23 protein-coding genes and 1 tRNA gene are annotated in these 20047 nt (G+C 68.5%); 17 read left to right on the forward strand and 7 right to left on the reverse strand.

Annotated features, from left to right (window positions below; translation table 11 throughout):
- The first annotated feature begins 201 nt into the window (after positions 1-201).
- The 6 genes from hisS (at position 202) to GSQ87_RS15325 (ending at position 5457) form a co-directional block, all read left to right on the forward strand.
- Complete coding sequence (gene hisS, locus GSQ87_RS15300) at positions 202-1671, forward strand: histidine--tRNA ligase (RefSeq protein ID WP_158916215.1); 1470 nt, start codon at positions 202-204, stop codon at positions 1669-1671.
- A 5-nt stretch (positions 1672-1676) separates the two neighbouring features.
- Entirely contained in the window at positions 1677-2843 is a 1167-nt protein-coding gene (locus GSQ87_RS15305; protein WP_158916216.1) for an ATP phosphoribosyltransferase regulatory subunit, read from the forward strand.
- Positions 2840-3817: an ATP phosphoribosyltransferase gene (hisG, locus tag GSQ87_RS15310; RefSeq protein ID WP_158916217.1), complete on the forward strand. Its 978-nt coding sequence runs from the start codon at positions 2840-2842 to the stop codon at positions 3815-3817. The genes GSQ87_RS15305 and hisG overlap by 4 nt, the downstream gene beginning before the upstream one ends.
- 97 nt (positions 3818-3914) lie before the next feature.
- Positions 3915-4223, forward strand: a complete 309-nt coding sequence (locus tag GSQ87_RS15315) for an NTF2 fold immunity protein (protein ID WP_158916218.1) — start codon at positions 3915-3917, stop codon at positions 4221-4223.
- A gap of 28 nt (positions 4224-4251) precedes the next feature.
- Positions 4252-4410 carry a hypothetical protein gene (locus GSQ87_RS15320; protein ID WP_158916219.1) on the forward strand — a complete coding sequence of 53 codons (159 nt, stop codon included), beginning with the start codon at positions 4252-4254 and terminating at the stop codon, positions 4408-4410.
- Between the two features lie 159 nt (positions 4411-4569).
- Positions 4570-5457: a DUF3800 domain-containing protein gene (locus tag GSQ87_RS15325; protein ID WP_158916220.1), complete on the forward strand. Its 888-nt coding sequence runs from the start codon at positions 4570-4572 to the stop codon at positions 5455-5457.
- 266 nt (positions 5458-5723) lie between these two features.
- Here the strand turns inward: GSQ87_RS15325 and ruvB are convergent, their stop codons facing one another.
- The 4 genes from ruvB to GSQ87_RS15345 form a co-directional block, all read right to left on the reverse strand.
- Complete coding sequence (gene ruvB / locus GSQ87_RS15330; RefSeq protein ID WP_158916221.1) at positions 5724-6749, reverse strand: Holliday junction branch migration DNA helicase RuvB; 1026 nt, start codon at positions 6747-6749, stop codon at positions 5724-5726.
- A gap of 10 nt (positions 6750-6759) precedes the next feature.
- A complete protein-coding gene (gene ruvA, locus GSQ87_RS15335) occupies positions 6760-7380 on the reverse strand; it encodes a Holliday junction branch migration protein RuvA (RefSeq protein WP_158916222.1) in 621 nt (206 codons plus the stop codon).
- On the reverse strand, positions 7377-7892 hold the full coding sequence (gene ruvC / locus GSQ87_RS15340) for a crossover junction endodeoxyribonuclease RuvC (protein ID WP_158916223.1): 516 nt from the start codon (positions 7890-7892) through the stop codon (positions 7377-7379). The genes ruvA and ruvC overlap by 4 nt, the downstream gene beginning before the upstream one ends.
- A gap of 62 nt (positions 7893-7954) precedes the next feature.
- Positions 7955-8030 (reverse strand) — tRNA-Thr (locus GSQ87_RS15345).
- Between the two features lie 91 nt (positions 8031-8121).
- Between GSQ87_RS15345 and GSQ87_RS15350 the strand changes: the two genes are divergently transcribed.
- Positions 8122-8520 carry a hypothetical protein gene (locus tag GSQ87_RS15350; protein WP_158916224.1) on the forward strand — a complete coding sequence of 133 codons (399 nt, stop codon included), beginning with the start codon at positions 8122-8124 and terminating at the stop codon, positions 8518-8520.
- Positions 8521-8539: 19 nt separating this feature from the next.
- Here GSQ87_RS15350 and GSQ87_RS15355 read toward each other — a convergent pair whose 3' ends face one another.
- Positions 8540-9142, reverse strand: coding sequence for a hypothetical protein (locus tag GSQ87_RS15355; RefSeq protein WP_158916225.1), 603 nt, complete (start codon positions 9140-9142; stop codon positions 8540-8542).
- Positions 9143-9274: 132 nt separating this feature from the next.
- Between GSQ87_RS15355 and GSQ87_RS15360 the strand changes: the two genes are divergently transcribed.
- From GSQ87_RS15360 to GSQ87_RS15375, 4 genes are read left to right on the forward strand one after another with little or no spacing between them, the layout of a single operon-like run.
- A complete protein-coding gene (locus tag GSQ87_RS15360) occupies positions 9275-10312 on the forward strand; it encodes an ABC transporter substrate-binding protein (RefSeq protein WP_158917756.1) in 1038 nt (345 codons plus the stop codon).
- Positions 10309-11259, forward strand: coding sequence for a glycosyltransferase family 2 protein (locus GSQ87_RS15365; protein WP_158916226.1), 951 nt, complete (start codon positions 10309-10311; stop codon positions 11257-11259). The genes GSQ87_RS15360 and GSQ87_RS15365 overlap by 4 nt, the downstream gene beginning before the upstream one ends.
- Position 11260: 1 nt before the next feature.
- On the forward strand, positions 11261-11956 hold the full coding sequence (locus GSQ87_RS15370) for a class I SAM-dependent methyltransferase (RefSeq protein WP_158916227.1): 696 nt from the start codon (positions 11261-11263) through the stop codon (positions 11954-11956).
- Positions 11949-12368 (forward strand): GtrA family protein, encoded by a 420-nt coding sequence (locus GSQ87_RS15375; RefSeq protein ID WP_158916228.1) that lies wholly within the window; start codon positions 11949-11951, stop codon positions 12366-12368. Before GSQ87_RS15370 ends, GSQ87_RS15375 begins: the two co-directional genes overlap by 8 nt.
- A gap of 15 nt (positions 12369-12383) precedes the next feature.
- Here the strand turns inward: GSQ87_RS15375 and GSQ87_RS15380 are convergent, their stop codons facing one another.
- Entirely contained in the window at positions 12384-12893 is a 510-nt protein-coding gene (locus GSQ87_RS15380) for a GAF domain-containing protein (protein WP_158916229.1), read from the reverse strand.
- A gap of 151 nt (positions 12894-13044) precedes the next feature.
- Here GSQ87_RS15380 and GSQ87_RS15385 point away from each other — a divergent pair, with 151 nt between their 5' ends.
- Positions 13045-14040, forward strand: a complete 996-nt coding sequence (locus tag GSQ87_RS15385) for a cation diffusion facilitator family transporter (protein WP_158916230.1) — start codon at positions 13045-13047, stop codon at positions 14038-14040.
- Positions 14037-14768, forward strand: coding sequence for an SGNH/GDSL hydrolase family protein (locus GSQ87_RS15390; protein WP_158916231.1), 732 nt, complete (start codon positions 14037-14039; stop codon positions 14766-14768). The genes GSQ87_RS15385 and GSQ87_RS15390 overlap by 4 nt, the downstream gene beginning before the upstream one ends.
- Positions 14769-14781: 13 nt before the next feature.
- On the opposite strand, the gene GSQ87_RS15395 is transcribed toward GSQ87_RS15390, so the two are convergent.
- Complete coding sequence (locus tag GSQ87_RS15395) at positions 14782-15555, reverse strand: molybdopterin-synthase adenylyltransferase MoeB (protein WP_158916232.1); 774 nt, start codon at positions 15553-15555, stop codon at positions 14782-14784.
- A 60-nt stretch (positions 15556-15615) separates the two neighbouring features.
- Between GSQ87_RS15395 and hslV the strand changes: the two genes are divergently transcribed.
- From hslV to GSQ87_RS15410, 4 genes are all read left to right on the forward strand, one after another.
- Positions 15616-16167: an ATP-dependent protease subunit HslV gene (hslV, locus tag GSQ87_RS15400; RefSeq protein WP_158916233.1), complete on the forward strand. Its 552-nt coding sequence runs from the start codon at positions 15616-15618 to the stop codon at positions 16165-16167.
- A 164-nt stretch (positions 16168-16331) separates the two neighbouring features.
- Positions 16332-17645, forward strand: a complete 1314-nt coding sequence (hslU, locus tag GSQ87_RS15405) for an ATP-dependent protease ATPase subunit HslU (protein ID WP_158916234.1) — start codon at positions 16332-16334, stop codon at positions 17643-17645.
- 149 nt (positions 17646-17794) lie between these two features.
- Complete coding sequence (locus GSQ87_RS22955) at positions 17795-17923, forward strand: hypothetical protein (RefSeq protein ID WP_256375890.1); 129 nt, start codon at positions 17795-17797, stop codon at positions 17921-17923.
- Positions 17924-18112: 189 nt separating this feature from the next.
- Positions 18113-20044 (forward strand): autotransporter domain-containing protein, encoded by a 1932-nt coding sequence (locus GSQ87_RS15410; RefSeq protein WP_158916235.1) that lies wholly within the window; start codon positions 18113-18115, stop codon positions 20042-20044.
- Positions 20045-20047 lie beyond the last annotated feature (3 nt).

Below are 20047 nucleotides of genomic sequence, written 5' to 3' on the forward strand. Positions count from 1 at the left end.
ACCGACTCACCCCAAGCGTAAAAAGGCTTTCGCGCCGCCGCCAACCGCCGCCGCGGGCCGGATTGCAATAACCCCAGGCCGCAGGGCCCGATCGTGGTGAACATCCTAGGGCTTGGCGGATCGCCGTCGCGGCCGCCCTTTCCTTGCCGCACCTGCCCCGATCCGCTAGGCACGCCCGGCTGTAAGTCAGGCTGCGCCCAAATGTCCGATACCGTTCCGTTCCGCCCCGAAGCCCGCTCGCCGCGAGGATTCCAGGACCGGCGCGCCCGCGACCTGCGGGCCGAGCGCACCATCCTGATGGCAGTCTCGGCGGTCTACGAGCGCTACGGCTTCGAGCAGCTCGACACCCCGGCCTTCGAGTACGCCGATGCGCTGGGCAAGTTCCTGCCGGACAGCGACCGTCCCAACGAGGGCGTGTTCGCCATGCAGGACGACGACGAGCAGTGGATGGCGCTGCGCTACGACCTGACCGCGCCGCTGGCCCGCTTCGCCGCCCAGACCTGGGAGACCCTGCCCAAGCCGTTCCGCCGCTACGCCTTCGGCACGGTGTGGCGCAACGAGAAGCCCGGCCCCGGCCGCTTCCGCGAATTCATCCAGTGCGACGCCGACACCGTCGGCTCCGCCCGCCCCGAGGCGGACGCGGAGATCATCGCCATGGCGGTCGAGGGGCTGGAGGCCGCCGGCCTGCCGCGCGGGGCGGCCATGCTGAAGATCAACAATCGCAAGCTGCTGAACGGCCTGCTGTCGTCCGCGGGCGTGGTGGACGGCGGCCAGAAGCTGGCGGTGCTGCGCGCGGTGGACAAGCTGGACCGGCTGGGGCCGGACGGCGTGCGCCTGCTGCTGGGCGAGGGCCGCAAGGACGAGAGCGGCGCCTTCACCAAGGGCGCGGGCCTGAACGCCAAGGGCGCGGAGAGCGTGCTGGCCTTCGTGGCGGCGGGCGGCGGGTCGCGCGCCGAGACCCTGGCCAAGATCGCCGACGTCATCGGCGGCTCGGCCGAGGGCGACGAGGGCCTGGCCGACCTGGCGCGTATCGACGCCGCGTTGAAGGGGCTGGGCGTGGCCGAAGACCAGGCCGCCTTCGACCCCTCAGTGGTGCGTGGGCTGGAATACTATACCGGCGCGGTGTTCGAGGCCGAGCTGCTGCTCGATACCCTGGACGAGAAGGGCCACAAGGTCCGCTTCGGCTCGGTCGGCGGCGGCGGGCGCTACGACGACCTGGTGGCGCGCTTCACCGGCGAGCGCACGCCCGCCACCGGCTTCTCCTTCGGCGTCAGCCGGCTGGCCTCGGCGTTGCGCGCGGCGGGACGCGAGGCGGCGGCGACCACCCGCGGGCCGGTGGTGGTGATCGCCTTCAACGAGGCCAACATGGCCGACTACTTCGCCATCGCCGGCGAGCTGCGCGCGGCGGGGATCGCGGCCGAGGTCTATCTGGGCGCATCCGGCATGAAGGCGCAGATGAAGTACGCCGACCGCCGCCTGTCGCCCGCCGCCATCATCGTCGGCGACGACGAGCTGGCCGCCGGCACGGCCACGGTGAAGGACCTGGACCTCGGCCGCGAGCTGGCGTCCAAGGTCAGCGACAACCAGGCCTGGCGCAACGAGCGGCCGGGCCAGGCGACCATCCCGCGCGCCGATCTGGTCGCCCACATCCGCCGCATCCTGGAAGGCTGATCCTGATGCCGGACGCCACCGCCCTGCTGACCGAGCCCGCGCCGCCGGCCCCGATCCTGGCCGCCATCCGCGCCCCGTTCCAGGCGTTCGGCGAGGCGTCGGGCGGGGTGTGGACCGACACACCGATGCTCCAGCCCCTGACCCTGCTGCTGGACCTAGCCGGCGAGGCCATGCGCGGGCGGCTGTTCGTGGTCCAGGGCGAGGGCTCGACCGAGGCCTGCCTGCGGCCGGACTTCACCATCCCCGTCGCCACCGCCCACCTGGCGTCGGGCGCCGCCGAGGGACGCTACCTTTACGAGGGCAAGGCCTTCCGCAGCGTCGCCCAGGCCCAGGACCGGCCGGTGGAGTTCCTGCAGATCGGGGTCGAGGTCTACGGCGCCAGCGCCGACCCGGTGCAGCAGGAGGTGGAGATCGCCGCGCTCGGCTGGCATGCGGCCAGCGCCGGAGGGCGCCAGGACCTGGGGCTGGTGTTTGGCGACGTCGCCCTTTTCGGCGCCTTCCTGGCGGCGCTCGACCTGCCTCAACCCATCCAGGCCCGACTGAAGCGCGCCTTCGCCGCCGGCCGCAACGTCAAGACCGAACTGGCCCGCGCCCAGGCCCATGCCGGCCCGGCGGCGGGCGGGCGGCTGGCCGAACTGCTCAGCGGCCTGCCCGAGAGCGAAGCGGCCGACGTGCTGGACGAGCTGTGGAAGCTGGCCGGCATCCGCCCGGTCGGCGGCCGCGCCCCGGCCGAGATCGCCCATCGCCTGACCACCCGCGCCGAACAGGCCCAGGGCCCGCGCCTCACCCCCGCCGAGGCCGCCCTGATCGGCCGCTATCTCGACATCGTCGCCCCGCCCAAGGAGGCGCTGGAGCGGGTCGAGAGCCTGGCCTACGAGGCCAAGGCGGAGTTCGACATCCAGCTTCAGCCCTGGACGCGGCGGCTGATGGCGCTGGAGCGGGCCGGCGTGCCGGAACACGCCCTGATCCTGTCGCCGGGCTTCGTGCGCCCATTCGGCTATTACGACGGCGTGCTGTTCGAGGTGCGCAGCCTGGCGCTCGGCTTCGAGCAGCCGGTGGTGGGCGGTGGACGCTATGACGGCCTGCTGACCCGGCTCGGTGCGCCGGCCGGCGGCGGCGCGGTGGGCTGCATGGTCCGGCCCGGCCGGGCGTGGTCAGGAGCCAAGGCGTGAGCGAACCCCTCATCTTCGCCATCCCCTCCAAGGGGCGTCTGAAGGAACAGGTCGACGGCTGGCTGACCGACTGCGGCTTCACGCTGGAGACCGACGGTGGCGAGCGCGGCTATCGCGCCCGCCTGCGCGGCCTGCCCCAGGTCGACGTGCGGCTGATGTCGGCCTCCGACATCGCTGCGGCGCTGGACGCCGGCGACATCCACCTGGGCGTCACTGGCGAGGATCTGCTGCGCGAGAGCGGCTCGCTCACCGACGATCCGCATACGGATGACCGTGTGATGCTGCTGCGTGCGCTCGGCTTCGGCCGGGCCGATCTGGTGGTCGCCGCGCCCCAGAGCTGGATCGACGTCGAGGTCATGGCCGACCTGGAGGAGGTGGCGCACCTGTATCTGGCGCGCACCGGCGGGCGGCTGCGCGTGGCCACCAAGTATGCGGTGCAGACCCGCGCCTTCTTCGCGGCCAAGGGGGTTGCCGACTACCGCATCGTCGAGAGCGGCGGGGCCACCGAGGGCGCGCCGGCCGCGGGCCTGGCCGAGCTGGTGGTCGACATCACCACCACCGGCGCGACGCTGGCCGCCAACAATCTGAAGATCATCTCCGACGGGGTGATCCTGAAGAGCCAGGCCCAGCTCGCCGCATCCCTGCGCGCGCCCTGGACGGCGGGACAGCTCGGCTCGGTGCGCCGGCTGGTCTCCACCGCCGAGGCCCGCGCCCGCGCCCGCAAGCTCGCCTCCCTGCGCTGGCCCCCGGAGGCGGACACCGTAGCGGAGGCCGCCGTCGCCCCCTGGCTCACCGCCGGCGCCACCCGCCGCACCGACGGCCTGCTGGCCCCGGAGAGCGCCTTGTTCGATCTGGCGGCGGCGTTGGCGGAGGCCGGCGTCGGCCCGGTGAGCGTGACGCGGCCGGACTATGTGTTCGAGGCGGTGTGCGCGGTGGTGGATCGGTTGGCGGAGCGGGTGAGTCACCGCGCTTAAATGCGCCTCCGCAAACGTAATCCGATTTCAGCGCCCACCTTGCGTGGAACAAAAGACGAACGTATCGTTACCTCCCGATTGCAAATGGGGGAACGGCATGAACGACACTTCCGAAACGGGCTATATGCAGCTCTTCGGACCGCTGTTTGGCCCCTTGCTCAAAAATGAGGAAGTGGCCGAGGCGTTCGCGACCATTATTTTGAAGAGGTTATACGGCGCGGCGAAACTCGCCCAACAGCAGCCGTTGCGATCCACGGATTTAGGGGAAGATTGGCTCGTCTCCGGATCGAGCCCGGACCCGAATGGTCTCCCGGAAACGGGACCATGGTTCATCCGGGTCCGCAAAACGGATTGCCTGGTGAAAAGTTTTGGGCATCAGAGGTTAGAGATAGGCGATCAGAGCTAACGTAGCGCGGTCGCCTGCGGCAGACGCGGTGGCTGACGGCCTGCTCGCCCCCGAAAGCGCCCTGTTCGATCTGGCGGCGGCCCTGGCGGAAGTGGGGGTCGGCCCGGTGAGCGTGACGCGGCCGGACTATGTGTTCGAGGCGGTGTGTGCGGTGGTGGATCGGTTGGCGGGGCGGGTACAAGTTTAAGTCTCGCATTCCCATTGGCCAACACTGCTCTTTGTTGAGGGCCCTCGTCCTCGCTCTGTGAACCAGAGCCGTGAAATTTGTTTTGCTAAGGGCTCGGTCGCGTATCAGTTGTCAATAACACTTGCGCGAATCGGTGGTTGATGAACGATTCTCGTCATCATGCCTAATGCAGATGCGCCGCCGAACTACGACTACGTTGCATATATCGACGAGTCGGGCGACCCAGGCATTACCAGGGTAAAGCCCTTGGATGAGCGCGGCTCGAGTGAATGGTTGATAGTCGCAGCAGTTGTCGTTGCAGCTTCGAGAGAAGCGCAATTATCCGCCTGGAACGGCACACTGATGTCGACTCTAAACAGCCGTCAGATGCGGGAGGTTCATTTCGCAAAGCTCAATCCGACTCGCAAACTTCAAGCCTGCGAACACGTCGCCAGCCTCCCCGTCAGATGCTTTGCCGTTGCATCGAACAAACAAAATATGCGCGGTTGGCGCAATCCTTTCGCTGAGAAAATTCGCTCAGACAATTGGTTTTATTGCTGGATGACTCGCCTTCTACTCGAACGTGTGACGCATTGGGCGGAACATCGTTCTTTAAAAGATTATGGAGAAATCCGAAAGGTCAAATTGGTCTATAGCGAGCGAGGCGGTTTATCATATTCTCAAATGAACGCCTACTATAGCTGGCTTCGATCAAAGGGTGAAAACCAATTTCTGACGGCAGGAAATTTGGTTTATGAAACTATGGATATGCGGCTTCTGGAAGTTCAAAATCACACTGGCCATGACGGCTTAAAGATGCCGGACATAGTTGCCAGCGCTCTCTTTAAGGCCGCCGATAGATGGGACACGGGAGCATGCGATCCGCGCTTTGCAAAGGCGTTAGCGCCAAGAATGGCGCGCTGGCCAGAGCCAAATGGGGCGATCGCCGGCTATGGCGTCAAATTAATGCCGACGTTGGGCAAGCTAATAAACAAAACGCAGTCCGAACAACTCGAGATATTTCGACACTTCGGCTACCCTGACCAGTGGCGGGCAGGTAGCCCCTAGGCCGTCTACTCCGCCGCCGAATAGCCCAGCTCAAATGCCAAGCGTGCTGCACGGACGCTACGGGGGTGGTTACCCATTGCCCGACCTAAGGACCTCAGAATCGTCACCGATTGGCACGCTTAAGTCAATGACTCTAAAAGAAATTCTCGCCGTCGTGCTGAGAACACGCCTAACCCTTTGAACAGAATCCCTTTTCCCCACTGCACCATTTGCTGAGTCAGATTGTGCTGCCCCTTACTCGGGCCGCATTGCTGTCTCAGCCCCCCTCACTCCTCGAACAGCCCACCCTGCGGCGGCTTCTGCGCGGGCAGCTTGAGTCCCAGGTGCTCGTACGCCTTGCCGCCCGCCACGCGGCCGCGCGGGGTGCGCAGGACGTAGCCCTGTTGCAGCAGGTAGGGCTCGATCACGTCCTCGACCGCGTCGCGGGCCTCGGCGAGGGCGGCGGCCAGGGTCTCGGCGCCCACCGGGCCGCCGCCATAGGTCTCGATCAGGGCGCGCAGGTAGCGGCGGTCCAGCCCGTCCAGCCCGGCCTCGTCCACCTCCAGCCGGGCCAGCGCCTTGGCGGCGGCCAGCCGGTCGATGACCACGCACCCGTCCGCCTCGGCGAAGTCGCGCACCCGGCGCAGCAGGCGGCCGGCCACGCGCGGGGTGCCACGCGCGCGGGCCGCGATCTCGGCCGCCCCGTCCGCCGCCAGCTCGATCCCCATCTTGCGCGCGCCGTGGCCCAGCACCGATTGCAGTTCCTTAGGCGTATAGAACTCCAGCCGCAGCGGGATGCCGAAGCGGTCGCGCAAGGGCGTGGCCAAGAGGCCCGCGCGGGTGGTGGCGGCGACCAGGGTGAAGGGGTTGAGCGGGATCTGCACCGAGCGCGCCGACGGCCCCTCGCCGATGATCAGGTCCAGCACGTGGTCCTCCATCGCCGGATACAGGATCTCCTCCACGATCGAGGGCATGCGGTGCACCTCGTCGATGAACAGCACGTCGCGCGGCTCAAGATTGGTCAGGATGGCGGCGAGGTCGCCCGCCTTGGCCAGCACCGGGCCGGAGGTGGCGCGGAAGTTCACCCCCAGCTCGCGCGCGACGATCTGGGCCAGGGTGGTCTTGCCCAGGCCCGGCGGCCCGAACAGCAGCACATGGTCCAGCGCCTCGCCGCGCGCGCGGGCGGCGTCGATGAACACCTTGAGGTTGGCCTTGACCGGGGCCTGGCCGGTGAACTCGGCGAGCGTCTGGGGACGCAGCGCGCGGTCGGCCGTCTCCGCCGGGCCGGGCTCGCCGGACACCAACCGGCTCATAGGGCGGCTCTCAACGGCCAAGCTCCTGCAAGGCGGCCTTGATCAGGGTGGGCAGGGTGGCGTCGACGCCCAGGCGGCCGATGGCGGTCTCCACCGCGCGGCGACCCAGCGGCTCGGCTATGCCCAGCCCGATCAGCGCCGCCACCGCCTCGCCCGAGGCGGAAGGGTGTTCCGGCGTGGGGGCCGCGACCGGGCCGAGCCCGCTGTGCGCCGGCATCGACAGCCCCGCGCCCAGCGACTTGCCCTTCAGCTCGGTGACGATGCGCAGGGCGAGCTTCGGCCCCACCCCGCTGGCGCGGGCCACCGCCGCCTTGTCCTCCCGCGCGATGGCCTGGGTCAGCTCGGCCGGCGGCAGGACGTCGAGCACCGCCAGCGCCGCCTTGGGCCCCACGCCCTGGATCGCCTGCAGCGCCAGGAAGGCCGAGCGGTCGTCCTTGCTGAGGAAGCCGTACAGCCGTGTGCCGTCCTCGCGGGTCTGGCTGTCGATGTGCAGCACCGCCTCCTCGCCCAGCGGCGGCAGACGCTGGAGCGTGCGCGCGCCGCAGCGCACCACATAGCCCACCCCCATCACGTCGATCAGCGTCTCTTCGGTCTCGATGTCGGCGACCACGCCCCGCAGCCGCCCGATCATGCCGCGCCCCGCAGCGCCGCGTCGCGCATCGAGGCCGTGCGCAGGTGGGCGTGGGTGATGGCGACGGCAAGCGCATCGGCGGCGTCGGCGGTGGTCTCGCCGGCGGTGGGCAGCAGGCGGCGCACCATGAAGGCGATCTGGGCCTTGTCCGCCGCGCCCGTGCCGACCACGGCCTTCTTGACCAGCCGCGCGGCGTATTCCGCCACCGGCAGGCCGGCCTGGGCGGGGGCCAGCAGGGCGCAGGCGCGGGCGTGGCCGAGCTTCAGCGTGGAGGACGGATTGACGTTGACGAACACCTCCTCGACCGCCGCCTCATCGGGCGAATGCTCGGCGATCACCGCCGCGATCCCCTCCAGCAGCACCAGCAGGCGTTCGGCCAGACCGCCCTTCTCGGGCGCGGTGACCACCCCGTGGGCCACGTGGGTCAGCCGGGCGCCGGAACAGATCACCACCCCCCAGCCGGTGCGGCGGAGGCCTGGATCGAGCCCTAGGATTCGAATCGCGTTCGTCATGTGTTCCGCAGCTTAAAGCACGGACCGCGCGCCGGATCGTTAACGGCGTGAACGATGGAGGGTGGCGCCGACAGCAGGAATCGAACCCGCGACCTTCTGATTACAAATCAGCTGCTCTACCAGCTGAGCTATGCCGGCCTGGATCATTTCCAGTCAATCTTCCCTACCCTCGCCCGGGTCGCCCCGTCCAGCCTTGCCGCCGCCGCAATGGCTCGGCAAGGGAGCGGCCATGAGCCCCGGTGATCGCACTCCCCTGTCTTTCTGGGTCATCTCGGCGCGGATGGCGCTGGCGATCTGCATCCTGCTCACGGCCTGGGGCGCCTTCGCGCCGGAGCATTCGTACAAGCCGCACCTGTTCCCCTGGGACAAGGCCGAGCATTTCAGCGCCTTCTTCTCCTTAACCGCCTGCGCCATCGTGGCCTTTCCCCGCATGCCCCTGCTGTGGGTCGGAGCGGCGCTCAGCGGCAGCGGCGCCCTGATCGAGGTCGTCCAGGGGCTGCCCTGGGTGCATCGCGACAGCAGCATCACGGACTGGGCGGCCGACACGATAGCGGTCTGCGCGGTGATGGGTGTGATCTTCGCCACGCGACTGCGCCGGGCCGATGCGCTGGTCCCGTCCCAGTCCTGACCCGGTCAGGGCCACAGCCTCAGGCCAGCGTGCCGTAGAAACGCGCGATGTAGATCGCCTGATAGCCCAGGGCCAAGACCATCAGCCCCGCCTGCACCCGCCGGTCGCGGCTGAAGCTCCCGACCGCGCACAGGACCATATAGAGCCCGAACCGCACCACATACTCCGGCCCCAGGGCCTGGAACCGCGCCGCGCCCTTCAGCCCGGTGTCGAGCAGGTCGAGCACGAACACCACCGCGATCACGGCGAAGATCCACCGCCGGCGCGAGAGGAAGTAGTCCTCGAAACCCGCATACTCGCCGATGTCGTCAGGCAGCAGCATGGCGGCCAGGGCGAAATAGGCGGCCGCATAGGCCAGCACGATCAGATACGCGCCGAAGCTCCATTGCGGCACATAGGCCAGGCGGAACTCCCACCACCAGAAGGCCGTCGTCGACAGCAGCGTCCACCCGCACCACCCCAGATGCACCCACCAGGCGCGCAGCCGCCCCGGATGCTGGGCGAACCGCGCCAGCCCGCTCAGCAGGCGCGCGACCGCCAGCCCCAGGATGATGCTCACCATCACCCGGATGTGCGCGTACAGGGCGGCGTCGGCGGCCGGCGCCGGAATGGGCGTGGTCATGGGGCCAGCTTCACGCAATCCGCCGCGCGACGCCAGGGCGTGGGTTGCGGGCCTTATGCTTGCCTTAGAGTTCCGCCCATGGGATTTCGGCAGTTCGCCCCGGAGAACCCACCCTTGCGTTTCCGTCCCGCCATGCTGGCGCTGCTGCTCGTGCTCGCCGCCTGTTCCCCGACCAGGAAGCCGTCGGCGTCGGCCAGCGGGCGCACGGCCATCCGCTTCGCCACCGACTGGCGGGCCGAGGCCGAGCAGGGCGGCTTCTTCGAAGCCTACGCCACCGGCGAGTACGCCAGGCGCGGCCTGGACGTGACCATCATCCCCGGCGGCCCCGGCGCCAACGTACCGGAACTGATCGCCTCGGGCGCGGCCGAGATGGGGATTGGCTCCAACAGCTTCGGGGTGATGAACCTGGCGGCCGAGCACGTGCCGATCAAGGCGGTGATGGCCTCGTTCCAGAAGGACCCGCAGGTGCTGATCGCCCACCCGGACGCGGGCGTGAACGGGTTGGCCGACCTGAAGGGCCATCCGATCCTGCTGGCCGACGCCGCCGTCACCTCGTTCTGGCCCTGGCTGAAGGCCAAGTACGGCCTGACCGACGCCCAGGTGCGCAAGTACAGCTTCAGCACCGCGCCCTTCATCGCCGATCCGCGCGCGGTGCAGGAAGGCTATGCGACGTCGGAGCCCTACACCATCGAGCAGCAGATCGGCAAAGCGCCCAAGGTCTTCCTGCTGGCCGACAACGGTTATCCCGGCTACGCGGCCATGGTGCTGGCCCCCGACCGGCTGATCGCCTCCAATCCCAAGGCGGTGCAGGCCTTCGTGGAAGCCTCCGCCATCGGCTGGAAGACTTATCTCGAGGGCGATCCGGCCCCCGCCGACGCGCTGATCCTGAAGCTGAACAAGGAGATGCGGCCCGACATCCTGTCCCAGGCGCGGGCCAAGATGCGCCAGTACGGCCTGGTCCGCTCGGGCGATGCGGTCGCGGGCGGGATCGGGGCGATGACCGACGCCCGCTGGAAGACCTTCTTCGACACCGCGTCCGGGCTTGGCGTCTATCCCAAGGGCCTGGACTACCATCAGGCCTACACCACCGCCTTCACCGGCGTGCTGCCGTTCGTGGCCCCGGTGCAGGGACAGCCCCAGGGACAGGCGTCAGGACGGGCGACCCCATGATCCTGTCCATCGTCGCCCCCTGCTACAATGAGGAAGGCGCGCTTCCGGCCTTCGTGGAGCGGATGTGCACGGCGGCCCGCGCGGCGGCGGGGCCGGCGTTCGAGCTGATCCTGGTCAACGACGGCTCGCGCGACGCCACCTGGCCCTGCATCCGCGCCCTGGCCATGAGCCGCCAGGAGATCGTGGGGGTCAACCTGTCGCGCAACCACGGCCACCAGCTCGCCGTCAGCGCCGGGCTAAACCTGGCCAAAGGGGCGCGGGTGCTGATCATCGACGCCGATCTGCAGGACCCGCCCGAGGTGCTGTCGGCGATGATGGACAAGATGGACGAGGGGTTCGACGTCGTCTACGGCCGCCGCCGCAATCGCGAGGGCGAGAGCGTCTTCAAGCTGACCACCGCCAAGCTGTTCTACCGCCTGCTGCATTCGATCTCGGAGGTCGAGATTCCTCAGGATGTGGGCGACTTCCGCCTGATGTCGAAGCGGATCGTGGACCGGCTGAACGCCATGCCCGAGCGGGACCGTTTCCTGCGCGGCATGGTGGCGTGGCTGGGCGGACGCCAGACCGAGGTGCTGTACGACCGCGACCCGCGCGTCGCCGGCGAGACCGCCTACACCGTGTCCAAGATGGTGCGGCTGGCGGTCAACGGGCTGACCGGCTTCTCCACCGCGCCGCTGAAGATCGCCGTGGTGCTGGCCTTCGCCGGCATGGGGCTGGCGGCTCTGATCGTGGTCTACGCCCTGATCGGCTTCATGACCGGCACAGCCCAGCCGGGCTGGACCAGCCTGGCGCTGATCACGGTGTTCTTCGGAGTGGGGCAACTCGGCTGCATCGCCATCATCGGCGCCTATCTGAGCCGCATCTACACACAAGTTAAAGGACGTCCGTTGTTCATGATCGACGAGGTGGTGGGCGGCTCCAATTCCGCCGGCGCCGGAGAGGCCTGAGATGGACGTCGCCGAGTTCGACCAGTTCGCCGACGAGTACACCGCGACCCACGCCGCCAATATCCGCATGAGCGGCGAGGACCCGGAGTATTTCGCCCGCTACAAGATCGAGGAAGTCCGCCGCCGCTGGACCGAGACGGGCCGTGCGGAGCCCCGCGCGATCATGGATTTCGGCGCGGGCATCGGCAATTCCCTGCCCCACCTGGCCCGCCTGTTCCCCGGCGCGGCGCTGACGGGGCTGGACGTTTCGGAAAAGAGCCTGGCGGTGGCCGACCGCCGCTTCTCCGGCATCGCCACCCTGGTTCCCTACGACGGCGTGGAGATCCCGCTGCCGGCGCAGAGCTTCGACCTGATCTTCTCCGCCTGCGTGTTCCACCATATCGACGCGGCTGAGCACGCGGCCATCTTCGCCCAGCTGCGCCGCCTGCTGCGGCCGGGCGGCTTGATGGCGATCTTCGAGCACAACCCGGTCAATCCGGCCACGCGCCACATCGTGGCCACCTGCCCGTTCGACGCCAATGCGGTGCTGCTGTCCTCGGGCGAACTGAAGCGCAGCCAGGCCGCGGCGGGCTTCGACAGGATCGAGGTCGCCTACACCGGCTTCTTCCCCGGCGCGTTGCGCTCGCTGCGCCCGCTGGAGCGCTACATGGCCCGCCTGCCCATCGGCGCGCAGTACTACACGCTCGCCCATGCGTAGGTATCTGCCCCACATCCTGCAGCTCTCGCGCTTCGGCCTGGCCGGCGCGCTCAACACCCTGGTCGGGCTGTCGATCATCGCGGCGCTGGATGTGGGCCTGCATGCGCCGCCGGCCCTGGCCAACGCCGCGGGCTATGCGGTGGGGATGCTGAGCGGCTTCCTGCTGAACCGGCGCTTCGTGTTCCGCAGCCAGACCCGCGCGCGCAGCTCCGGTCCCAAATACCTGCTCGCCGCCGTCACCGGCTTCGTGCTGAACCAGCTGGTGCTGCAAACCGCCCTGCACGTCCTGGGCCCCGGCGCGGTCCAGCACATGACCGCCCAACTCGCCGGCATGGGCGTCTACACCGTCAGCACCTTCCTGGTCTGCCGGTTCTGGGTCTTCCGCGAACCGGCGCCGGCGCTGGCCGCCTAGGACTGGCCAGCCGGACTAGCTGCCGAAAATCCGCGCCACGATCGCCTCCAGGCCCTTGGCGTCGGTCTGGTCGAAGACGTCCTTCTCCGTCGCGTCCACGTCCAGCACCGCGATCAGGACCCCGTTGCGGTCCAGCACCGGCACGACGATCTCGCTCTCGGAGCGGCTGTCGCAGGCGATATGGTCGGGGAAGGCGTGGACGTCGGCCACGATCTGGGTCGTGCGCGTCGCCGCCGCCTTTCCGCACACGCCCCGCCCGAAGGCGATCCGCAGACATCCCAGCGTACCCAGGTAAGGCCCGACCACCAGCTCTTCGGGCTTTTCGGGGTCGACCAGATAGAAGCCGGTCCAGAAGAACTGCGGGAAGGCGTCGGCCAGCATGGCGGCCACGGTGGCGTAGCGCGCAATCTGGTTGGCTTCGCCCTCCAGCACGGCGGCGATCTCTTCGACCAGTTCGACATAACGGACGCCCTTGGCCCCCAGGGCGGAGGCGGGTGCGACGGCTGGGCTGGCAAGGACGGTCATGACGCATGACTTAATCCTTCCCGCCCCAGACCTGAAGACCCATCCCAAGTGATCAGGCCAGGTGATCGGGCGGCGCTAAAAAGCCGGAATCGGCGGTGAATCCTGCAACGGCCGGCGCCGTATCGGTTCGAGCTGGGTTATGGTCGCCGCGATGAGCGACCTCGCGCCCCGACATGCGACCCTAAAAGACGCCACCCTCCCCGCTCGCCGGGTGGCGATGCTGTCGGTTTCGGTGGCGCTGGGACTGACGGCGATCAAGCTGGTCGGCTGGTGGCTGAGCGGTTCGGTCGGGCTGCTGGCGTCGCTGGCGGACTCCGGGCTGGACGTGGTGGCGGCGAGCAGCACCCTGGCGGCGATCGGCTACGCCTCGACCCCGCCCGACGCCGAGCACCGCTTCGGCCACGGCAAGGCGGAGGCGTTCGCCAGCCTGCTGCAAGCGGCCCTGATCTTCACCTCGGCGGCGCTTATCGCGCGCGAAGCGATCAGCCGGCTGATCGACCCGAGGCCCTTGCAGACCCAGTGGCTTGCGCTGGCCATCCTGGTGCTCTCCACCGTCCTGGCCCTGGCGGTGGCGGCGGCCCAGGGGCGGGTGCTGAAGGACAGCCGTTCGGTGGCGGTGGAGAGCGACCGCCTGCACTATCTCGCCGACGCCGGCTCCAATGTGGCCGCCTTCGTCGGCGTGGTCCTGGCGGGCCTGCTGCATTCGCCCCGCGCCGACGCCCTTGCGGGCCTGGCGGTGGCGCTGGCCCTGGCCTGGGGCGGCGTCCACGCCCTGCGCAACGCCGCCGACAACCTGATGGATCACGAGCTGGACGACACGGAACGCGACGCCATCGTCGCCCTGGCGATTGAGGACCCGGCGATCCAAAGCGTGCATGACCTCAGGACCCGCGCCGCCGGCCCGATCGTCCACATCCAGATGCATGTGGACATGGACCCGCGCCTGACCCTGGAGGAGGCGCATCGCATCCTGATCCGGGCCGAACATCGCATCCTGGCGCGTTTTCCCTCCGCCGACCTGCTGATCCACCCCGACCCCTACGGCCGCGCCGAGGCGCATAGCGGCGTTTTCGCCGAAGCCTCCGCCAATCTCGCCGCGCACGACCGGATGACGGATGCGCCGGCGACGGCTAGGGAGGGCGCATGAAGCTGCGTCTCCTCGCCCTGCCCGTGCTGCTGTCTCTGCTGGCGGCCTGCGCCCACGGCTCCTCACCCACGCAAACCGGGCGCTATTTCCAACCGACCGCCGACCAGATCGGCCCGCAGCCCAATAGCTATGGCGAGGCGGTGGTGCCCGAGCACGGCTTGATCGTCGTCCAGGGCGACGATCTCGCCTATGGTGTCGCACCCCATCCCACACGCAACCGCATCAACGACGCCGACGTCGGGCAGGCCTCGCTGACCATCAGCCAGGACCTGCGCAAGGTGCTGGGCGCTAAGCGCGTGCAGGTCGAGAACCGCGGCTTCCCCGGCGATTCCATCGCCGACAGCGAACAGCGCTGGGCGGGCATGCCCGCCGGCAACCTGCTGATCCTAGCCTACGGCTTTGGCGACCTGAAGGCCCATACCCAGGCCGGCGACTTCGCCGAGAAGCTCCGCGCCATGATTCGCAAGGCCCACGCCCAGGGCGCGACGGTGTTCATCGTCACGCCCCCCAACGTGACCGACAAGCTGATGGACGCCAACCTGGCGACCTATCGAATTTACGCCGCCTCTATTGGAGAACAGGAAGGCGTCGAGGTCTTCTCCGCCGCCGCCGCCATGACCACCGCGAAGGAAACCCCGACCAAGGGCGCGCCTCAGATCGCCCGGACCTATGAGGCGATCGCCGCCGCGATGATCCCCTATATCAAGCTGGTCGGTCCCCAGACCTGAGGCTTCCGTCCAGCTACACCGACCCGCATTCGGGGCATTGGGGGTCGGCGCCAAGGCGGACCGTGCGCGTTTCACCCGCCAAGGCGTCGTAGATCAGCAGCCGCCCGGCCAGAGGCTGGCCCGCGCCCGCGATCCACTTCACCGCCTCCAGCGCCATCATCGCGCCGATCACCCCCGCCAGCGCCCCAACCACGCCGACCCGTGCGCAGGTCTCGGCGCCTGGCGGGATCTCCGGCGTCAGGCAGCGGTAGCAGGGCTGGCGTTCGGCCAGGGCCCGGCCACGCGTGAGGCCGGCGGCGAAGACGCCCACCTGGCCGGTCCAGCGCTCGATGGCGCCTGAGATCAGCGCCCGGCCCACCTCCACGCAGGCGGCGTTGACTGCAAAGCGCGTAGCGAAATCGTCGGTCCCGTCCAGCACCAGGTCGTAGCCCTCGACCAGGGCGGCCGCGTTCCGGGCCGTCACAGCGACGGGATGGGTTTCGACCCGCACCTGCGGGTTGATCGCGTTCAAATGTTCGGTGGCGGCTTCAACCTTGAGCCGGCCCACGTCGGCGGTGGCGTAGAGGGTCTGGCGCTGGAGGTTGGACAGGCTGACCACGTCCGGATCGGCCAGCCCCAGCACACCCACGCCCGCCGCCGCCAGCATGGGCGCAGCGGCGCTGCCTAGCCCGCCAGCGCCCACCATCAGCACACGGACGGCCTTCAGTTTCTGCTGCCCGGGACCGCCGATCTCGCGCAGCACCAGATGGCGGGCGTACCGCTCAACCTCTTCGTCGGAAAACGCCACTGCAGTCCTCTGGCTTGGCTCGAACTTGACCCGGGCCGTCCGCCCCGCCACATCCGCGGGATGAATGCTCCTGAAAGCCATACACCCGGCTGGCGCGGCACCACCATCCTGGCGGTCAGCAAGGGCGGCAAGACCGTCGTCGCCGGCGATGGTCAGGTGTCGATGGGCGCCACCATCGTCAAGGCCAACGCCCGCAAGGTCCGCCGCCTGGCGGGCGGGCGGGTGATCGCCGGTTTCGCCGGCGCCACCGCCGACGCCTTCACCCTGATCGAGCGGCTGGAGCAGAAGCTGGAGGCCCACCCCGATCAGTTCGCCCGCGCCTGCGTCGAGCTGGCCAAGGACTGGCGCACCGACCGCTACCTGCGCAAGCTGGACGCCATGATGATCGCGGCGGACGCCACCGCCGTCTACACCATCACCGGGGCCGGCGACGTGCTGGAGCCCGAGGCCGGCATCGCCGCCATCGGCTCCGGCGGTCCCTACGCGCTCGCCGCCGCCCGCGCCCTGGTGGACTTCGACCTCGACGCCGAACAGATCGCTCGTCGCGCGATGGCGATCGCCGCCGACATCTGCGTCTATTCCAACACCAACGTGGTGGTGGAGGTCATCTGAGCTTGGCCGTGCGATCTGCGTCCTTCGAGACGCGCCCTATGGGCGCTCCTCAGGATGACGGGCGTTTTACGATCACCCCTATCTTTCGTCATGCTGAGGAGCGGGGCGAAGACCCGCGTCTCGAAGCACGCACCCACCTTTCGGTGCGCGTCAGGACTTAACGAATGACCGAATTCTCCCCTCGCGAGATCGTCTCCGAACTCGACCGCTTCATCGTCGGCCATACCGAGGCCAAGCGCGCGGTGGCCATCGCGCTGCGCAACCGCTGGCGCCGCCGGCGGCTACCGGCGGACCTGATCGACGAGGTCACGCCCAAGAACATCCTGATGATCGGCCCCACCGGCGTCGGCAAGACCGAGATCGCCCGGCGGCTCGCCCGCCTGGCCCAGGCGCCGTTCCTCAAGGTGGAGGCCACCAAGTTCACCGAGGTCGGCTATGTCGGCCGCGACGTCGACCAGATCATGCGCGACCTGGTCGAGGTGGCCATCGGCCAGGTGCGCGAGCGCCGCGAGACCGGCGTGCGCGCCCGCGCCGAGGGCGCCGCCGAGGAACGCCTGCTCGACGCCCTGGTCGGCGCCACCGCCCACGCCGGCACCCGCGACAGCTTCCGCAAGAAGCTCCGCGACGGCGAATTGGACGACAAGGAGGTCGAGCTGACCCTGCCCGAGACCGGCGGCGGCGCGCCCACCTTCGAGATCCCCGGCCAGCCAGGCTCCTCGATCGGGGTGATGAACCTGTCGGACATGATGTCCAAGGCCTTCGGCGGCCGCACCAAGACCCAGCGCACCACAGTCAAGGAAGCCTGGCGCCCGCTGATCGCCGAGGAGAGCGAGAAGCTGCTCGACCAGGAAGCTGTCGTACGCGAGGCCATCGACCTGGCCGAAAACGCCGGCATCGTCTTCATCGATGAGATCGACAAGGTGGCGGTGAGCAACGACCGCCGCGGCGGCGGCTCCGACATCAGCCGCGAGGGCGTCCAGCGCGACCTGCTGCCATTGATCGAGGGCTCCACCGTCTCCACCAAGCACGGGCCGGTGAAGAGCGACCATGTGCTGTTCATCGCCTCAGGCGCCTTCCACGTCTCCAAGCCCTCGGACCTGCTGCCCGAACTGCAGGGCCGCCTGCCGATCCGGGTGGAGCTGAAGGCGCTGACCCGCGAGGACCTGCGCCGCATCCTGACCGAGCCGGAAGCCAACCTGATCCGCCAGCACCAGGCCCTGCTCGCCACCGAGGGCGTGACGGTGGAGTTCACCGAGGACGCCATCGACGCGCTGGCCGACTGCGCGGTGGCGGTGAACGCCAGCGTGGAGAACATCGGCGCGCGCCGCCTGCAGACCGTGCTGGAGAAGGTGGTCGAGGACCTGAGCTTCGCCGCCGCCGACAAGGCGGGCGACACTGTGCGGGTGGATAGCGACTACGTGCTCTCCCGCGTCGGCGACCTGGCCCAGAACGCCGATCTGTCGCGCTTCATCCTGTAGCGGACACCTCGACCCACCCAGGGTGGGTCGCCCCACCCCCGGAGCCGGCGCCGCTGATTGACGCCCCCACGGCGGTTAGAAGTGCGCTCTCGTCAACAGAGCGAAATCGTGGGACCCTCTCTCCAAATAAAAAGGTAGGGAGACTATCCATGACCCACCATGAACTCTTCGGTCCCCGCAGGCTTGGCTGGCGGCCGGTCACAGCCCTGGGCTGGACGATGCTATGGGCGGCTTTGATCGTCGGCGGATTGAGCTTGTTTCGGGTCCTGCGCGGCTGAAAATCTTCTGTTTTGCACGGTGCCCGATACCGAACTGTCGCATTTCCGCCGAATTTGACGGGAGACCCGACGCCTGGCTTGACCTATACGTCAATCGAGCGACATAAGGCGGCAACGATAAAAAGTACGGGAGGAATGGGGATGATTCGCGCTCTAGTAGCGACGACAGCGCTTGCCGGTTCTTTGGCGATGGCTACGGGAACGGCCCAGGCCGCCTCGCCCAGCCCATTTGCAGGCGTGACCGCTTTCGGCGACAGCCTCAGCGACGGCGGCAATCTCTCGCTGGTCTCGGGCTCGCCCACGATCATGCGGTTCACCACCAATCCCGGGCTGACGACGATCGAGAACGTGGCGGCCTTCTACGGCCTGCCGCTCGGCCCATCGGTGGCGGGCGGGACCGATTTCGCGTTCGGCGGCGCGGGCGTGACCACCAATGCGCCGGGCACACCGGCCGGCATCCCAACCGAAACCCAGCAGATCAACGCCTATCTGACCGCCAACACCAAGCTGAACCCCAACGAACTCTACAGCGTGTTCGCGGGTGCCAACGATATCTTCTACCACGCGACCTCGGCCGCCGCCTCGACCATAGCCGCGAACCTTGTCGCACAGATTCCCGCCTCGACCTCCGCCTCGGCGCGAGCGACCCAGACGCAGCAGATCAACGCACTCGTCGAGGGCATAGCCGGCGTCAGCACCTTGGAAAGCCAGACCGACGCCTTCAACAACGTCACCGCCGCCGCGGCGCAGGAGCTGACGCTGATCAACGGGCTGCAGAAGGCCGGCGCCCACTACATCGTCGTGTTCAACCTGCCCGACATCGGCAAAACGCCGGAAGCGGCTGCGGACAACGCCGTCGCGGCGGGATCGTCGGCGGCCCTGACCACCTTGTCGCAAGGCTTCAACAACGTACTGAACAGCGGGCTGACGCAGACGAAGGTCGGCATCATCCCGGTCAACACCTTCGCATTGCTCAACGAGGTCCTGGCCAGTCCCGCCGCCTACGGTTTCGTCAACACCACCGTGCCGGCCTGCACCGTCGCCAGCTCTATCAACTGCACGCCCAAGACCCTGGTCAATCCGACCGCGCCAACCAACTTCGTGTTCGCCGACGGGGTGCATCCCACCACCGCCGCCCACGCCCTGTTCGCCCAGTACCTTGAAGCCGAGATCGCCGCGCCGCAGCAGATGTCCCTGCTGGCCGAGGCGCCGCTGGCGACGCTGGAAGGCGAGCGGAACGCGGTCGGGAACGAGCTGATGTACGACCAGACTTCGGGGCAGACGGGCGTGCGCCTGTTCGCCACCGGCGGCTACGCTCATCAACACATCAAAAGCGAAAGCTTCACCCCGGACTCCCGCGACAACGACGGCCTGATCACCGCCGGCGTCGACTGGCGCCCGAACACCGAGGTGTCGCTGGGCGCCGAACTGACCGGCGGCGAGGCCACCGATCGGCTGAACGGCGAGCTGACCCGTTTCCGCACCACCTCGGTGATGGGTTCGATCTTCGGACAATACATCTGGCGCCAGCACGCCTATGTCGACGGCTCGCTCGGCTTCGGCAGCCTGGATTTCCACGACATCCAGCGGGTGTTCAAGCTGGGCCAGGCCACACGGGTGGAGAACGGCGACGTCGGCGGCTCCACGGTGCTGGCCGATATCGACGCCGGCTACTGGTTCGGCGGCCCCGCCCTGCACACCGGCCCCTTCGTCGGCGCGATCTACGAGCACGTGAAGGTCGATCAATACAATGAAGACGGGGACGACAGTTCGGCCATGAGCTTTGGCGCGCAGTCGCGGGAGTCGCTGGTGGGCCAGGCCGGATGGCGCATCCAGGGCGCCCTGCCGATGAGCTGGGGCGTGCTCAGCCCCTATGCCGAGATCGCCTACGCCTATGACGAGGATGCGCGCCAGCGCGACGTCGTCGGCGGCCTGAACAGCATGAACGGGACCTTCGCCATCCCCGGCTTCACCCCGGATCGGAACTGGGGCGAAGTGCAGGTGGGGCTGAACGGACGCATCGGCCCGCACTGGAGCGCCTACATCGCCTACCAGGGCCGTTTCGCCGGCAAGACCACCGACTACGACAGCGGCAATGTGGGGCTGAAGTACGCGTTCTAGGGA

The sequence above is a fragment of the Caulobacter sp. S45 genome, assembly GCF_009765965.1.
GTDB lineage: Bacteria > Pseudomonadota > Alphaproteobacteria > Caulobacterales > Caulobacteraceae > CAHJWH01.

Excerpts from the sequence above, each read along its gene's own strand:
- GSQ87_RS22955 (WP_256375890.1), top strand. The coding sequence starts at position 17,795 with ATGACCCACCATGAACTCTTCGGTCCCCGCAGGCTTGGCTGGCGGCCG.
- hisS (WP_158916215.1), top strand. The coding sequence starts at position 202 with ATGTCCGATACCGTTCCGTTCCGCCCCGAAGCCCGCTCGCCGCGAGGA.
- GSQ87_RS15360 (WP_158917756.1), top strand. The coding sequence starts at position 9,275 with ATGCTGGCGCTGCTGCTCGTGCTCGCCGCCTGTTCCCCGACCAGGAAG.
- GSQ87_RS15390 (WP_158916231.1), top strand. The coding sequence starts at position 14,037 with ATGAAGCTGCGTCTCCTCGCCCTGCCCGTGCTGCTGTCTCTGCTGGCG.
- GSQ87_RS15315 (WP_158916218.1), top strand. The coding sequence starts at position 3,915 with ATGAACGACACTTCCGAAACGGGCTATATGCAGCTCTTCGGACCGCTG.
- GSQ87_RS15410 (WP_158916235.1), top strand. The coding sequence starts at position 18,113 with ATGGCTACGGGAACGGCCCAGGCCGCCTCGCCCAGCCCATTTGCAGGC.
- GSQ87_RS15325 (WP_158916220.1), top strand. The coding sequence starts at position 4,570 with ATGCCTAATGCAGATGCGCCGCCGAACTACGACTACGTTGCATATATC.
- ruvA (WP_158916222.1), bottom strand. The coding sequence starts at position 7,380 with ATGATCGGGCGGCTGCGGGGCGTGGTCGCCGACATCGAGACCGAAGAG.
- GSQ87_RS15305 (WP_158916216.1), top strand. The coding sequence starts at position 1,677 with ATGCCGGACGCCACCGCCCTGCTGACCGAGCCCGCGCCGCCGGCCCCG.
- GSQ87_RS15350 (WP_158916224.1), top strand. The coding sequence starts at position 8,122 with ATGAGCCCCGGTGATCGCACTCCCCTGTCTTTCTGGGTCATCTCGGCG.
- GSQ87_RS15385 (WP_158916230.1), top strand. The coding sequence starts at position 13,045 with ATGAGCGACCTCGCGCCCCGACATGCGACCCTAAAAGACGCCACCCTC.
- ruvB (WP_158916221.1), bottom strand. The coding sequence starts at position 6,749 with ATGAGCCGGTTGGTGTCCGGCGAGCCCGGCCCGGCGGAGACGGCCGAC.
- hslU (WP_158916234.1), top strand. The coding sequence starts at position 16,332 with ATGACCGAATTCTCCCCTCGCGAGATCGTCTCCGAACTCGACCGCTTC.
- ruvC (WP_158916223.1), bottom strand. The coding sequence starts at position 7,892 with ATGACGAACGCGATTCGAATCCTAGGGCTCGATCCAGGCCTCCGCCGC.
- hslV (WP_158916233.1), top strand. The coding sequence starts at position 15,616 with ATGAATGCTCCTGAAAGCCATACACCCGGCTGGCGCGGCACCACCATC.
- GSQ87_RS15365 (WP_158916226.1), top strand. The coding sequence starts at position 10,309 with ATGATCCTGTCCATCGTCGCCCCCTGCTACAATGAGGAAGGCGCGCTT.
- GSQ87_RS15380 (WP_158916229.1), bottom strand. The coding sequence starts at position 12,893 with ATGACCGTCCTTGCCAGCCCAGCCGTCGCACCCGCCTCCGCCCTGGGG.
- GSQ87_RS15370 (WP_158916227.1), top strand. The coding sequence starts at position 11,261 with ATGGACGTCGCCGAGTTCGACCAGTTCGCCGACGAGTACACCGCGACC.
- GSQ87_RS15375 (WP_158916228.1), top strand. The coding sequence starts at position 11,949 with ATGCGTAGGTATCTGCCCCACATCCTGCAGCTCTCGCGCTTCGGCCTG.
- GSQ87_RS15355 (WP_158916225.1), bottom strand. The coding sequence starts at position 9,142 with ATGACCACGCCCATTCCGGCGCCGGCCGCCGACGCCGCCCTGTACGCG.